At 35.7% G+C, this 15,445-nt stretch carries 14 protein-coding genes (1 of these 14 running past the window's edge); 8 read left to right on the top strand and 6 right to left on the bottom strand.

The annotated features are described in order from the left end of the window. The 6 genes from gyrA to dnaA all read right to left on the bottom strand — a co-directional run. Positions 1-1,419 carry the 5' portion of a DNA gyrase subunit A gene (gene gyrA / locus EGX95_RS26335; RefSeq protein WP_001282850.1) on the bottom strand. The gene continues 1,053 nt to the left of window position 1, outside the view, so the window shows 1,419 of its 2,472 coding nt (coding positions 1-1,419); the start codon lies at positions 1,417-1,419; its stop codon lies off the left edge, out of view. A gap of 88 nt (positions 1,420-1,507) precedes the next feature. Continuing rightward, on the bottom strand, positions 1,508-3,430 hold the full coding sequence (gyrB, locus tag EGX95_RS26330; protein WP_000435993.1) for a DNA topoisomerase (ATP-hydrolyzing) subunit B: 1,923 nt from the start codon (positions 3,428-3,430) through the stop codon (positions 1,508-1,510). A gap of 38 nt (positions 3,431-3,468) precedes the next feature. After that, entirely contained in the window at positions 3,469-4,596 is a 1,128-nt protein-coding gene (gene recF / locus EGX95_RS26325; RefSeq protein WP_000470750.1) for a DNA replication/repair protein RecF, read from the bottom strand. 12 nt (positions 4,597-4,608) lie between these two features. Beyond that, positions 4,609-4,821 carry a S4 domain-containing protein YaaA gene (gene yaaA / locus EGX95_RS26320; RefSeq protein WP_000821367.1) on the bottom strand — a complete coding sequence of 71 codons (213 nt, stop codon included), beginning with the start codon at positions 4,819-4,821 and terminating at the stop codon, positions 4,609-4,611. Positions 4,822-4,948: 127 nt separating this feature from the next. Further along, a complete protein-coding gene (gene dnaN, locus EGX95_RS26315; protein WP_001212896.1) occupies positions 4,949-6,088 on the bottom strand; it encodes a DNA polymerase III subunit beta in 1,140 nt (379 codons plus the stop codon). 178 nt (positions 6,089-6,266) lie between these two features. Continuing rightward, positions 6,267-7,607: a chromosomal replication initiator protein DnaA gene (gene dnaA, locus EGX95_RS26310; RefSeq protein ID WP_000428025.1), complete on the bottom strand. Its 1,341-nt coding sequence runs from the start codon at positions 7,605-7,607 to the stop codon at positions 6,267-6,269. A gap of 565 nt (positions 7,608-8,172) precedes the next feature. Here dnaA and rpmH point away from each other — a divergent pair. From rpmH to noc, 8 genes are all read left to right on the top strand, one after another. Beyond that, positions 8,173-8,307, top strand: coding sequence for a 50S ribosomal protein L34 (gene rpmH / locus EGX95_RS26305; RefSeq protein WP_000831901.1), 135 nt, complete (start codon positions 8,173-8,175; stop codon positions 8,305-8,307). A gap of 76 nt (positions 8,308-8,383) precedes the next feature. Further along, the gene (rnpA, locus tag EGX95_RS26300) at positions 8,384-8,731 is read left to right on the top strand and encodes a ribonuclease P protein component (RefSeq protein WP_000726629.1); all 348 of its coding nucleotides are present in this window, start codon (positions 8,384-8,386) and stop codon (positions 8,729-8,731) included. A gap of 52 nt (positions 8,732-8,783) precedes the next feature. After that, positions 8,784-9,551 carry a YidC family membrane integrase SpoIIIJ gene (spoIIIJ, locus tag EGX95_RS26295; protein WP_000727745.1) on the top strand — a complete coding sequence of 256 codons (768 nt, stop codon included), beginning with the start codon at positions 8,784-8,786 and terminating at the stop codon, positions 9,549-9,551. Then, positions 9,548-10,165 carry an RNA-binding cell elongation regulator Jag/EloR gene (gene jag, locus EGX95_RS26290; RefSeq protein WP_000022804.1) on the top strand — a complete coding sequence of 206 codons (618 nt, stop codon included), beginning with the start codon at positions 9,548-9,550 and terminating at the stop codon, positions 10,163-10,165. Before spoIIIJ ends, jag begins: the two co-directional genes overlap by 4 nt. Before the next feature lie 226 nt (positions 10,166-10,391). Further along, on the top strand, positions 10,392-11,768 hold the full coding sequence (mnmE, locus tag EGX95_RS26285) for a tRNA uridine-5-carboxymethylaminomethyl(34) synthesis GTPase MnmE (RefSeq protein ID WP_063246625.1): 1,377 nt from the start codon (positions 10,392-10,394) through the stop codon (positions 11,766-11,768). 46 nt (positions 11,769-11,814) lie between these two features. Continuing rightward, entirely contained in the window at positions 11,815-13,704 is a 1,890-nt protein-coding gene (mnmG, locus tag EGX95_RS26280; protein ID WP_000541033.1) for a tRNA uridine-5-carboxymethylaminomethyl(34) synthesis enzyme MnmG, read from the top strand. A 21-nt stretch (positions 13,705-13,725) separates the two neighbouring features. After that, a complete protein-coding gene (rsmG, locus tag EGX95_RS26275; protein WP_001019621.1) occupies positions 13,726-14,445 on the top strand; it encodes a 16S rRNA (guanine(527)-N(7))-methyltransferase RsmG in 720 nt (239 codons plus the stop codon). Between the two features lie 104 nt (positions 14,446-14,549). After that, the gene (gene noc, locus EGX95_RS26270) at positions 14,550-15,422 is read left to right on the top strand and encodes a nucleoid occlusion protein (protein WP_000799029.1); all 873 of its coding nucleotides are present in this window, start codon (positions 14,550-14,552) and stop codon (positions 15,420-15,422) included. Positions 15,423-15,445 lie beyond the last annotated feature (23 nt).

The raw sequence follows: 15,445 nt of genomic DNA, 5'->3' as shown, positions 1-15,445 counted from the left end.
TAATTCTTCACGAATAATCTCAAGAACCTTTTCTTCATCTGCTAAGATTGCTTTTAATTCAGCGATTAACTTCATTAAGTCCTGATATTCTTGTTCAATCTTTTCGCGTTCTAAACCTGTTAAACGTTGCAAACGCATATCTAAAATAGCTTGCGCTTGTTTTTCACTTAAGCCGAAACGTTCCATTAAACCTTGCTTTGCAATTTCAGCTGTTTTCGAACTACGAATTAATGTAATAACTTCATCCAGATGGTCTAAGGCAATTCGTAATCCTTCTAAAATATGAGCACGCGCTTCTGCTTTTTCTAGTTCATAAGCTGTACGTCTACGAATTACTACCTTTTGATGTTCCAAGTAATGATATAAATTTTGTTTTAAGTTCAGCACTTGTGGCTCTCCATTTACAAGAGACAGCATGTTAATACCGAAACTTGTTTGAAGTGCTGTATGTTTATATAAGTTATTTAATAATACATTAGCATTGGCATCACGACGTACTTCCATAACAATACGCATACCATTTCGATCTGATTCATCACGTAAATCTGTAATACCTTCAATTTTCTTATCGCGAACTAATTCTGCAATTTTTTCAATTAATCGCGCCTTATTTACTTGATAAGGTAGTTCCGTTACGATAATAGATTGTTTGCCATTTGACTTCTCTTCAATTTCAACTTTAGCACGAAGTATAATAGAACCGCGTCCTGTTTCATACGCTCTACGAATACCACTTCTTCCTAAAATTAAACCTGCCGTCGGGAAATCTGGTCCTGGAATGCACTCCATTAATTCTGCAATAGTAATATCAGGATTATGACTTAATGCCAATACCCCATCAATTACTTCGCCAAGTTGATGCGGCGGAATATTCGTTGCCATACCAACTGCAATACCTGTCGTACCATTTACTAGTAAGTTAGGAAAACGCGCTGGTAATACAATTGGCTCTCTTTCAGAACCATCATAGTTATCTTGATAATCAATCGTATTTTTTGAAATATCACGTATTAATTCCATAGAAATCTTAGACATTCTTGCTTCTGTATAACGCATTGCTGCCGCTGAATCTCCATCGACAGATCCAAAGTTACCATGCCCATCAACAAGCATATAACGTTGACTGAAATCTTGCGCCATACGTACCATCGTTTCATAAACAGCTGAATCACCATGAGGGTGATACTTACCGATTACTTCACCAACAATACGTGCTGATTTCTTATACGCTTTATCAGCCGTAATTCCTAAATCATTCATCGCATATAAAACCCTACGATGCACAGGTTTTAATCCATCACGAACATCTGGTAATGCACGAGATACGATAACACTCATTGCGTAATCTAAAAATGAGGTACGCATTTCATGACTAATATTAATTTCTCGAATTCGTGCTTGTTGTTGATTGTCTGACATCAACGAGCACCTCCTCTTACATTTCCGTTACACATACATTGATTTATATGTAGAAGACAGGAATACTCAGATTCCTGTCATTACTCATTTAAATATCAAGGTTTTTCACGTATTTTGCATTTTCTTGGATAAAGTTACGACGTGGCTCTACTTTATCCCCCATTAAAATTTCAAATGTTTCATCTGCTTCAATTGCATCTTGAAGGGAAACTTGAAGTAATGAACGCACTTCTGGGTCCATTGTCGTTTCCCAAAGCTGGGTTGGGTTCATTTCTCCTAAACCTTTGTAACGTTGGATACCAGGTTTAGGTTGAGCTGGTAATTCAGCTAAAATCTTTTCAAGCTCTTTCTCATTATAAGCATATTGAATTTTTTTACCTTGTTGTACTTTAAACAACGGTGGCTGTGCAATATAGATATAACCATGTTCAATAATTTGACGCATATAACGATAGAAGAACGTTAATAATAGGGTACGAATATGCGCACCATCTACGTCGGCATCCGTCATAATAATAACTTTATGATAACGAGCTTTCTCGATATCAAAATCGCCGCCAATGTTCGTACCAATTGCAGTAATAATTGTACGCACTTCATCGTTAGATAAAATTTTATCCAATCTTGCTTTTTCAACGTTAATAATTTTACCTTTTAGCGGTAAAATCGCTTGGAAGTGACGATCACGCCCTTGTTTTGCTGATCCACCGGCAGAGTCACCCTCTACAATGTAAATTTCACTAATTGCTGGATCTTTCGAAGAGCAATCTGCTAATTTACCAGGTAAACTTGAAACTTCTAATGCGCTCTTGCGGCGTGTCAATTCACGTGCTTTTTTCGCTGCAACACGTGCACGTGCTGCCATCGTACCTTTTTCTACGATTTTTCGTGCAACATTCGGGTTTTCTAGTAAGAACTTTTCAAATGCCTCTGAAAACACAGACTCTGTAATCGTTCTTGCTTCACTATTCCCAAGTTTCGTCTTCGTTTGTCCTTCAAATTGTGGGTTTGGATGTTTAATTGATACAATTGCAGTTAAACCTTCACGAACATCCTCACCCGTTAAGTTACTGTCTGCATCTTTTAAAATACTATTTTTACGTCCATAATCGTTAATCACACGAGTTAAAGCTGTTTTAAACCCTACTTCATGTGTTCCACCTTCATACGTATGAATGTTATTCGTAAATGAGTAAATATTATTTGTATATCCTTCGTTATACTGTAAGGAAACCTCAACTTGAATACCATCTTTTGATCCTTCTACATATACAGGTTCTTCATGGATTGGTTGTTTTGAGCGATTTAAATGCTCGACGTATGATTTAATTCCACCTTCATAATGGAATTCTTTCTTTTGCTTATGTTCACGTTTATCTTCAATTGTTAATTTAATATTACGATTTAAAAATGCTAATTCACGCATACGAGTTGCGAGCGTATCAAATTCGTATACTGTTGTTTCCTGAAAAATTTCTGGATCTGGTTTAAATCGAGTTATCGTTCCTGTTTGATCTGTGTCACCAATGACTTTTAAATCCGCAACTGGAATACCTCTTTCGTATTTTTGATAATGGATTTTACCTTCACGATGTACAAATACCTCTAGTTCTGTTGATAGGGCATTTACTACAGATGCCCCAACACCATGCAAACCACCAGAAACTTTATAACCGCCGCCGCCAAACTTACCACCAGCATGAAGAACGGTCATAATAACCTCTACAGCAGGACGTCCCATTTTTTCTTGTATACCAACTGGAATACCACGTCCATTATCCGTTACACGAATACTATTATCTTCTTCGATACTAACGTTAATTTCATCACAGTACCCTGCAAGTGCTTCATCAATACTATTATCGACGATTTCCCACACAAGATGGTGAAGTCCTTTTCCGCTTGTAGATCCAATATACATACCAGGGCGTTTTCGAACTGCTTCTAGCCCTTCAAGTACCTGTATTTGACTTTCATCATATGAATTTTCTTGCATTTGCTTTTGTTCCATTGACACAAAGATCACCTACTTTTCCATTTAAACAGGGATTACGCCCTATCTATTTCACAATCTACCGTGCCGTTCGTTACATGAATTGTTTTCGCTTCTTTTAATGTTTCGTGTTCAATTCCGTCGACACTCGTCGTTGTCACAAATGTTTGCACTTTTCCTTGAATTGTATTTAACAGATGCGATTGACGATAATCATCTAATTCTGATAATACATCATCCAATAGAAGAATCGGATATTCTTTAACTTCTGAGTAAATCAATTCAATTTCAGCTAATTTTAGGGACAGTGCGGTCGTTCGTTGTTGTCCTTGCGAACCAAAGACTTGAACATTTTTACTATTAACGAAGAATTGTAAATCATCACGATGAGGACCAATTAAAGTCGTACCACGGAAAATTTCACGTTGTTTCACGGATTGAAAACTTTCATAGTATACTTCTTTTATTTTCGACAAATCCATTGATTCTGATACATCTACACTCGGTTTATAGACAATTTCTAATTCTTCTAACCCACGGCTTATACCACGATGAATTGGAGCTGCCCATTCTTGTAGTAAATGCAAAAATTCAAAGCGTTTTTGCAAAATTTTTGTACCATGCTCAATAAGTTGAAGTGTAAATACATCCAACATCGTTTCCTCATTCTTACTATTCCCTTGCATCTTTTTTAGCAAGTGATTTCGTTGTGTGAGCACCTTTTGATATTGACTCAATTCATACAAATAGACCGGAGCTATTTGGCCTAATTCCATATCTAAAAAGCGTCTTCTTACTTGAGGGCTTCCTTTTACAAGATTTAAATCTTCTGGGGCAAACATGACAACATTCATCACGCCAATATATTGACTCAATTTTTGTTGTTCAAGTTGATTTAATTTTGCCTTTTTACCTTTTTTCGAGATATTTAATTCCAAAGACAAAGAACTATTTCTCTTTTGTAGCTTTCCTTTAATTTGACCGAAATCTTCATCCCAACGGATAAGCTCGCGATCATTAGAGGTTCTATGAGATTTCGCCATCGCTAAAACATAAATAGCTTCCATCAAATTCGTTTTCCCTTGCGCATTCTCGCCGATAATTACATTTACCTTATCTTCAAAGGAAAGCTCTAACTTTTCATAATTGCGATAGTTTTTTAATTGTATTTCTGAAATAAACAAAGGGCTCCCCCTTTATGACTGAACTTGGAAACTTCCGCTTCCTGGAATTTCAATAATATCGTTCGCATATAGTTTGCGACCTCTTCTATTTTCAAGTTCTTGATTCACGTACACTTCATATTCTTGTAAAAACCATTTTACAGCGCCACCTGTATCAATTACATCGGCTAACTTTAAAAATTGCCCTAGTGTAATATACTCTGTTGAAATTTTAATACGTTTCATAAAATCGCTCACTTTCTGAAAGTGTTCATTCTTTCATTGTACTAAATAAACTAGCATTAGGAAAGTAATACCCAAAAATCAAATAAGGGCTACTAGCATCTGAAAACTAGCAACCCTTATTTCTTACTTAGTAAGTACGAACCGGTAAAATTAATTGAATAATGGATTCATCATTTACTGTACGAATTAAGAATGGTCTCATTGCTCCAGTAAAGCTAATCTTAATTTCAGTACTATCTAATGCTTTTAGTGCATCCATCATATATTTTGCACTAAAAGATATTTTTAACTCTTCTCCATCTACTTTTTCACATTGAACTTCTTCTACTACTTTTCCGATTTCTGGTGAATTCGAGGAAATTTCTAGCATTGCCTGCTCTAAAGTTGATAATTTTACAACATTATTACGACCATCTCTTGCTAAAAGAGATGCACGATCAATTGCTTGTAAAAATTCTTTTGTATTTACAAAAATATCTGTTTTGCTCTCCGCTGGAATTAAGCGAGTTGTATCAGGGTAATTTCCTTCTAACAATCTTGAGAAGAATAATAAATGTTTTGTACGGAATAATACTTGATACTCCGTAATAACGATATCTACCATTTCTTCAGACTCATCTAGAATTTTGCTTAATTCATTTAAACTTTTTCCTGGAATAACAACATTTGCTTGGAACTCATCTGCAATGCCTTCGATTTTTGCTTTTCGAAGAGCTAGTCTGTGACTATCTGTAGCAATGCCAGTTAATTCGCTGTTATATACCTTCCAGTTTACACCTGTCAAGATTGGTCTTGTTTCAGAAGTGGAAACTGCAAATACAGTTTGTCTAATCATATGTTTAAGTAAATCCGTTGGAATCTTAAAAACATGATGTTCTTCAATTTGTGGTAACAATGGATATTCTGCAGAATCTAAACCATTTAAATTAAACTCTGATTTTCCAGAAGTTATTTTTGTCATCAAATGATTTTCCACAGAAATTTCTACAGTTTCTTTAGGCAACTTCTTTACAATTTCACTAAAATATTTAGCCTGTAAAACAATACTTCCTGATTGATTCACTTCTACGATTTCTTTTCCATTCTCTTCAACTGGAATGAAAGATTCAATTGAAATATCAGCATCGCTTCCTGTTAATGTAACTCCTTCTTCCGTAGCGACAACTTTAATCCCCGTAAGAATCGGAATTGTTGTACGAGAAGAAACAGCCTTCATTACATCTTGTACACTTCTTACAAGATAGTCTTTTTGTATTGTAAAACGCATAAAGAAAAACCTCCGGTAAGTATAAGATTTTATTTAATTAATAAAGATAAAAAATAGTAGTAATAGTAATAGGGCTTGTGGATATGTGGATAACCCTGTTAAAGGATGTAAAAACAGTCTATCTACATGTGGATAGACTGTGCGTAAAACAAGGAAAGTTATTCACACTATTCAGCTACTACTTTAAAATATCGTTAATTTCTTCAACTTGCTTTTGTAATTGCGTATCCGTCTTAAGTAGCTTAGAAATTTTTTCATGAGCATGGATAACTGTTGTATGATCACGTCCACCGAATTCTTCACCTATTTTAGGTAAGGAGGAGTCTGTCAGTTCACGTGATAAATACATTGCAATTTGGCGAGGGAAGGCAACTGATTTCGTTCGCTTTTTCGCCTTGAAATCTTCCAATTTTACTTGATAAACATCTCCTACAGCTTTTTGAATATCATAAATGGAGATAATTTTTGGTTTAGAATTTGGAATAATATCTTTAAGTGCTTCGGCTGCTAAATCAGCATTAATATCTTTGTTAATTAAAGATGAATAAGCTACAACTCGGATGAGTGCACCTTCTAGTTCACGAATATTTGAATCGATTTGATTTGCAATATAAAGCATGACCTCATTTGGTATATCAAGTCCTTCAGCCTTTGCCTTTTTGCGCAAAATTGCAATACGCGTTTCTAAATCTGGTGGCGTAATATCCGTAATGAGTCCCCATTCAAAGCGAGAACGAAGACGATCTTCTAAAGTTGGAATTTCTTTTGGTGGCCGATCACTGGAAATTACAATTTGTTTACTTTCTTCGTGTAATGCATTGAATGTATGGAAAAACTCTTCTTGAGTTTGTTCTTTTCCCGCTAAAAATTGAATATCATCTATCAATAAAACATCCACATTGCGGTATTTATTACGAAAATCGACAGCTTTATTATCACGAATAGAATTAATGAATTCATTTGTAAATTTTTCTGATGATAAATATACAACTTTGGCATTTGGGTTATGTTCAATTACATAATGACCAATTGCATGCATTAAATGGGTCTTTCCAAGTCCAACTCCCCCATAAATAAAGAGGGGATTATATGCTTTAGCTGGCGCTTCGGCTACGGCCAATGAAGCAGCGTGAGCAAAACGGTTACCAGAGCCAATAACAAACGTATCAAACGTATATTTTGGATTTAGCATACTCTGTGGTAAATGATTAGAATCATCTTGTGCTGAATTCGGTTTAGAAGGAGGAAGATCAATCTCCTCTTCAGCTTGACTTTGGGGAATAATAAAGCGAATAGCTAATTTTGCCCCTGTTAAATCATAAAGTGTTTCTGAAATTAGCTCTGAATAATGAGATTCTAGCCAATCGCGGGCGAATTCATTTGGAGCCGTAATTGTTAATACATCTTTTTTTAAATTATGTGCGGTCGTTGATTTTAACCATGTTTCATAACTTGGTTTACTGACCTTTTTTTCTAGTTCTTTTAAGGCGCTGTTCCATAAATCAGAGATGTTTTCCAAAGGTGTCCCTCCTTTACTAAGATGGTAAAAGAATAAGGTTGCGCAACAAATGTACAACCTAAATAAATATAAAATGTATATTTATACGAAACGTATTTTAAAACCTAAAAACGTCGTTTGTATATGAGATAGGGTTTTCGACAAAAAAAGCAAATGTGGATAATCATTTACCCACATGTGATTAAAACTGTCCACATGTTATACACAAATTGTGGATAAGATAATGATGTGGAAAACTTATTCAAAGTGAAAACACAACTATAATATCAAAAAAAAGTAGCTATAGCAATGAAATTAAGAAAGTTATCCACAAAATCAATACCTTGTGGAATAAACTTGTCCACAACACGATATACTGTGTAAAAGTACGAAAAGAGTTTGTGGATATAAAAAACAGAAAAAAACATTTATCCACAAGGAAATATAGCGTCTGTGAAAAAGTATGTGAATAGGTTCAAAATGAATATTTGATGAAAATTTCTAGAACCATTGACATTTTCCTAGTTGATTAACTATAATTTATAAGACTGTCTTTAACAGATATTCCTCAGGGAGGTGTCATATAATGAAAAGAACTTACCAACCAAATAAACGTAAGCGCAGCAAAGTACATGGTTTCCGCAGCCGTATGAGCACAGCGAACGGACGTAAAGTGCTAGCAGCTCGTCGTCGTAAAGGAAGAAAAGTATTATCTGCGTAGACCACTGATCGTTCAGTGGTCTTTTTTTCTAATAATAGTGAATTTCCGCTGATGAACTACAGGAGTGTCAATTGATATGAAGAAAAAACATCGTATAAAAAAGAATGATGAATTCCAGACGGTTTTTCAAAAAGGAAAATCGACTGCGAATCGTCAATTTGTTGTGTATCAACTAGATAAAGAAGAGCAGCCAAACTTTCGTATTGGCCTTTCTGTCAGCAAGAAAATAGGAAATGCAGTAGTGCGTAACCGAATTAAACGTATGATTCGCCAGTCGATCACAGAATTAAAAGATGAGATAGATTCTGGAAAAGATTTTGTTATAATAGCAAGGAAGCCTTGTGCAGAGATGACATATGAAGAATTGAAGAAAAGCTTAATTCATGTCTTTAAACGCTCTGGTATGAAAAGAATAAAAAAGTAGCGTAAGGAAATGAATTACACTATATACATACCGATACAAGGAGGAGTAGGCTTTGAAAAAGAAATTAGGTTTACTAGCCATGGTTGTTGCATTAATGGCGATTACTGCTGGCTGTAGTGAAGTAAATCAGCCAATTACACCAAAAAGCACTGGAATTTGGAATGAATACTTCGTATACCCGCTTTCTCAGTTAATTACGTATTTTGCCAACTTATTTGGTAGTAATTACGGTTTAGCGATTGTTGTTACAACTCTTATTATTCGTTTTGCATTATTACCATTAATGATTAAACAAACGAAGAGTACGAAAGCAATGCAAGCGTTACAACCAGAAATGGTGAAGTTAAAAGAGAAATATAGTTCTAAAGATCAAGCAACGCAGCAAAAACTACAACAAGAAATGATGCAGTTGTATCAAAAAAATGGTGTAAATCCATTAGCAGGATGTTTACCAATCTTTGTTCAGATGCCTATTTTATTCGCGTTTTACCATGCGATTATGAGAACATCAGAAATTAGTAAGCATACATTCTTATGGTTCGACTTAGGACAAGCAGATCCGTTATATATTTTACCGGTTGTTGCAGCAATTACGACATTTATTCAGCAAAAACTTGCTATGGCAGGAACTGCTGGTCAAAATCCGCAAATGGCAATGATGATTTGGTTAATGCCAATCATGATTTTAATCTTTGCAATTAACTTCCCAGCTGCATTATCACTTTACTGGGTTGTTGGTAATATCTTTGGTATCGCTCAAATGTACTTGATCAAAGGGCCGGAAATTAAGGCTAGTAAGGCAGGAGGATCAAGCAAGTGAGTATAATTACTGCTAAAGGACAAACAGTCGAGCTGGCAGTACAGGATGCTTTAAGGCAATTAAATGTTTCAAAAGACCGAGTAGATATAAATATTATCGATGAGGGTAAGAGAGGGTTCTTAGGTTTATTTGGGAACCGACCTGCAGTAGTAGAAGTTGTATTGAAGAAAGATCCAATTCAAGAATGTGAAGAATATTTAAAAAATGTTATTCACGATATGGGTGTGGAAGCTGAGATTAGTAAAATTGTAAAAGGACGAGAAGTTGAATTTACAATTTACGGCGAAAATGTAGGTGTTTTGATTGGAAAAAGAGGGAACACCTTGAATTCTTTACAGTATTTAACAAAACTTGTGGCGAATCGTAATACGAAGCAGTACATTGGTATCACATTAGATGCTGAAAATTATCGTAGTAAAAGAAAAGCTACGTTAGAAGCACTTTCTTATCGATTAGCCAAACAAGTAGTAAGTACGAAAAAAAGAGTTGTATTGGAGCCTATGCCATCTTTTGAACGAAAGATTATCCACCAAGCATTATCTAATCATCAAAATATCATTACAACTTCTGAAGGGAAAGAACCACATCGACATGTTGTAATATCTTCCAAGTGACCGGTTACTCAATTGAGTGCCGGTTTTTTTTGAGGGGAAAATAGGTGTGGATAACTAAAAACACTAAACTTATCCACTGTGAATAAGTTTAGTGTTTTTTACATGAGGACATAATAAAATGAGTTATTATTCTTTTGTAGATAGGTTCGTTATGGTATTCTAATAATTTAGTGAAGAAAATAATCATGTTGAAATAGAGATAAATAAGCAAGTGAGGTGAAAGGACATGGAATTTGATACAATTGCCGCGATTTCCACAGCGCTTGGAGAGGGTGCAATTGCCATTGTTCGAGTAAGTGGGGATGATGCGGTTGAAAAAGTTAATCGTATTTTTAAAGGGAAGGATTTAACAGAGGTTCCTTCTCATACAATTCATTATGGTCATATTGTTGATTTAGATACAAATCAGGTTATTGAAGAAGTAATGGTGTCCATTATGCGTGCACCAAGGACTTTTACACGTGAAAATATAGTAGAAATTAACTGTCACGGTGGACTTGTTTCGGTAAACAAAGTATTACAGCTTATTTTAGCGCAAGGGGTAAGATTAGCGGAGCCTGGTGAATTTACAAAACGTGCTTTTTTAAATGGCCGTATTGATTTATCACAAGCAGAAGCTGTTATGGACTTAATCCGTGCAAAAACAGATCGTGCAATGAACGTAGCGATTAATCAAATGGAGGGACGATTATCTAAATTAATCGGCCGTCTGCGCCAGGATATATTAGAAACATTAGCTCATGTTGAGGTAAACATAGATTACCCGGAATATGATGATGTGGAAGAAATGACACATAATATTTTAATTGAGAAAGCTACACATGTTCGTGCTGAAATTGCAAAAATATTAGAAACATCAAAGCAAGGAAAGATTTTACGTGAAGGTATTGCTACTGCAATCATCGGTAGACCTAATGTTGGGAAATCATCGCTATTAAATAGTCTCGTTCAGGAGAAAAAGGCAATTGTAACTGATATTGCAGGAACAACTCGTGATGTTATTGAAGAGTACGTTAATGTGCGTGGTGTACCACTTAAACTTATAGATACGGCCGGAATTCGTGAAACAGAAGATGTTGTTGAACGAATTGGTGTAGAGCGTTCAAAAGAAATGATGAGTCAAGCTGATTTAGTGTTAGTTGTCGTTAATTATAGCGAAGCTTTAACGAATGAGGATGAAGATCTATTCCGTGCCGTACAAGGAAAAGATTTCATTGTTATTGTAAATAAGACAGATTTACCGCAAGCAATTGATATGGAACGTGTTATAGAATTAGCAGCGGGGAATCGTGTTATTACAACGTCGTTAATTGAGGAACAGGGAATAGATGAGCTTGAAACGGCAATCGCTGATTTATTCTTTGAAGGAACAATTGATTCTGCAGATGTAACATATGTTTCTAACGCGAGACATATTGGATTATTAACACAAGCAGGAAAAACAATTGGAGATGTAATTGAGGCGATAGAAAATGGTGTTCCAATTGATATGGTGCAGATTGATTTAACAAGAACGTGGGAAATACTTGGTGAAATTACTGGTGACACCGTTCATGAGAGCTTAATTGACCAGTTGTTCTCTCAATTTTGTTTAGGAAAATAATATAGTGATGTTTCAGAAAGATAGAGATTATTAGGAGGAATAAACAATGGGATACAATGCCGGTTCATACGATGTCATAGTAATCGGTGCAGGTCATGCAGGATGTGAAGCTGGTCTTGCGGCAGCACGAATGGGCTCCAAAACATTAATGTTAACAATTAACTTAGATATGGTAGCATTTATGCCATGTAACCCTTCTGTTGGTGGACCAGCAAAAGGGATTGTTGTTCGTGAAATTGATGCATTAGGCGGAGAAATGGGACGCAACATTGATAAAACGCATATTCAAATGCGTATGTTAAATACAGGTAAAGGGCCAGCTGTACGTGCACTTCGAGCACAAGCAGATAAGTTCTCTTACCAGCATGAATTAAAGAAAACAATTGAAGAAACACCAAACTTAACGTTGTTCCAAGGAATGGTAGAGCGTTTGATCGTTGAAGATGGCGAATGTAAAGGGGTAATTACGCAAGCTGGTGCTGAATATACAGCAAAAACAGTCGTAATTACGACTGGTACGTTTTTACGTGGTGAGATTATTATGGGAGATTTAAAATATTCGAGTGGTCCAAATAATCAACAACCATCTATTACGTTATCAGAACATTTAGAGGAGCTTGGATTTGATCTTGTTAGATTTAAAACAGGTACACCTCCGCGCGTAAATAGTAATACGATTGATTACAGTAAAACAGAAATTCAGCCAGGTGACGATAAGCCACGCGCTTTCTCTTTTGAAACGACAAAGTTTATTATGGATCAAATTCCATGTTGGTTAACGTATACAAGTACGGAAACACATCGTTTAATAGATGAAAACCTACATCGCTCAGCTATGTATTCTGGTATGATTAAGGGAACAGGTCCTAGATATTGTCCTTCAATTGAAGACAAAGTAGTAAGGTTTAATGATAAACCACGTCATCAAATTTTCTTAGAGCCAGAGGGACGTAACACACAAGAAGTTTACGTACAAGGTTTATCCACAAGCTTACCAGAAGACGTACAGCGTGATATGCTTAGAACAATCCCTGGTCTAGAAAATGTTGAAATGATGCGTACAGGTTATGCAATTGAATATGATGCAATTGTGCCAACGCAACTATGGCCAACACTTGAAACGAAAAAAATTAAAAATTTATATACAGCAGGACAAATTAACGGAACTTCTGGTTACGAAGAGGCGGCAGGACAAGGGCTTATGGCCGGAATTAATGCAGCATGTCGTTCTTTAGGTAAAAAAGAAGTTATTTTAGGTCGTGAGGATGCTTATATTGGTGTCTTAATTGATGATCTTGTAACGAAAGGGACGAATGAACCATATCGTTTATTAACGTCTCGTGCAGAGTATCGTCTATTATTACGCCATGATAATGCGGATCTTCGTTTAACTGAAATTGGTCATGAAATTGGATTAATTAAAGAAGAACGCTATGAGCGATTTACAAATAAAAAATTACAAATTGAACAGGAAAAGGAACGTTTAAGTAGCATTATTATTAAACCACGTCCTGAAGTTCAAGAATTAATTCGCAATATTGGTGGAAGTGAATTGAAAGATGGAATACGTGCAAGTGACTTATTACGTCGTCCAGAGATGACATATGAGCATATCCATCTTTTAGTACCAAGTGAAGTAGAATTAAGTGATGAAGTTACAGAACAAGTTGAAATTCAGATTAAGTACGAAGGATATATCGAAAAATCTTTACAGCAAGTAGAGCGTATGAAGAAGATGGAAAGTAAAAAAATTCCTGTCGATATTGATTATGATGCGATTTCTAGCCTTGCATCAGAAGCTAGACAGAAATTGAAAGATGTTCGTCCACTTTCAGTGGGGCAGGCTTCACGTATATCGGGCGTAAATCCAGCAGACATTTCCATTTTACTTGTGTATATTGAACAAGGAAAAATTGCGCGAGTATCGAACCAATAAATAGTAAGGAGATATTGTTAGATGAACATAGAACAATTTCAATCTATGCTAGAAGAGAAGGGTATCACCCTCTCTTCTAGACAGTTAGAGCAGTTCGAAATCTACTTCGAAACATTAGTAGAATGGAATGAAAAAATGAATTTAACAGCTATTACGGAAAAAGAGGAAGTATATTTAAAACACTTTTTTGATTCCATTACAGCTGCTTTTTATTACGATTTTTCAAAACCATTCTCAATTTGTGATGTTGGCGCAGGAGCTGGATTCCCAAGTATTCCTTTAAAAATCTGTTTCCCGCATTTAAAAGTGACGATTGTAGACTCATTGCAAAAACGTATTAATTTCTTAAATCATTTAGCACAAAAGTTGGAATTGAGTGACGTCGCGTTTTGTCATGATCGTGCTGAAACATTTGGAAAAAAAGAAGGTGTACGTGAAGCGTACGACATTGTAATGGCACGTGCAGTCGCACGTCTTTCAGTATTAAGTGAGCTGTGTTTACCACTTGTAAAAGTTGGGGGAACATTCATTGCAATGAAAGGTGCTGCAGCAAATGAAGAAATTGAAAATGGCAAGTATGCTTTAGAGGTGCTAGGCGGGGATTTAAAAGAAATGTCTACGTTCCAATTACCATTTGAAGAAAGTGAACGTAATATTTTATTAATCGAGAAAAAGCGCAAGACACCAAAGAAATATCCACGCAAACCGGGAACACCCAATAAATTACCTATTGAAAAATAAATCTTATTAGACGTAAGATTAAATTATATAAATGAAAACGTAAATGTTTCATAGGAAACATTTTATGGAGAATAGTCAATAGGCCTAAAGGTGGTGGAATATGTATGAAAAATACGTTTTCTCGTTTATTTGGCTTTGGAGATAAAGAGAGCGAATTCGAATTACAAGACGAAAGCCATGAAGAAATAGATAAAAAGGTATATGAAGAAATACAAGAAATTCCGATAGTAAATATTACCCCTAACCGTTATCAACCACGAACAGTTTTTGATGACGCGCGTATTGAGGAACTAGCATTAACGATTCGTACACACGGACTTATTCAGCCAATTGTTGTGAGGCAATATGAGGATGAGAAGTACGAGATTATTGCTGGAGAAAGGCGTTTCCGTGCAGCAACAAAGTTAGGGTGGGAAAAGGTTCCTGCAATTATAAAAAACTTAAATGATACAGAAACAGCTTCTGTGGCTTTAATTGAAAACTTGCAACGTGAGGAACTAACAGCAATCGAGGAAGCTGTGGCATATCAAAAGCTAATTGAGTTACATAATTTAACGCAAGAAGCATTGGCGCAAAGACTCGGAAAAGGACAATCCACAATCGCAAATAAGTTGCGATTGTTAAAGTTGCCTGAAGAAATAAAAAATGCGTTATTAGAAAAAAGTATTACAGAACGCCATGCTCGTGCGCTCATCCCTTTAAAGAATGAGGAATTACAACTGAAGGTTTTACAGGAAATTGTGGAGAAACAACTGAATGTAAAGCAAACAGAGGAACGAATTGCGAAATTACTAGAGGAAGCAAAACCGAAGCGTAAGGCAAAGCAAAAAGCAGTAAGTCGAGATACGAGAATTGCCATGAATACAATTAGGCAGTCATTACAAATGGTTGCTGACAGTGGTTTAAATGTTAATTCTGAGGAAGAAGAGTTTGACGAGTACTATCAAATTACAATTCAAATTCCGAAGAAAAAATAATAATGGCGTGTTAGAGACCTGAT

The organism is Bacillus sp. FDAARGOS_527, from assembly GCF_003812125.1.
Taxonomy (GTDB): Bacteria; Bacillota; Bacilli; order Bacillales; family Bacillaceae_G; genus Bacillus_A; species Bacillus_A paranthracis.
This window is presented reverse-complemented; position numbering and strand designations above follow the sequence as displayed.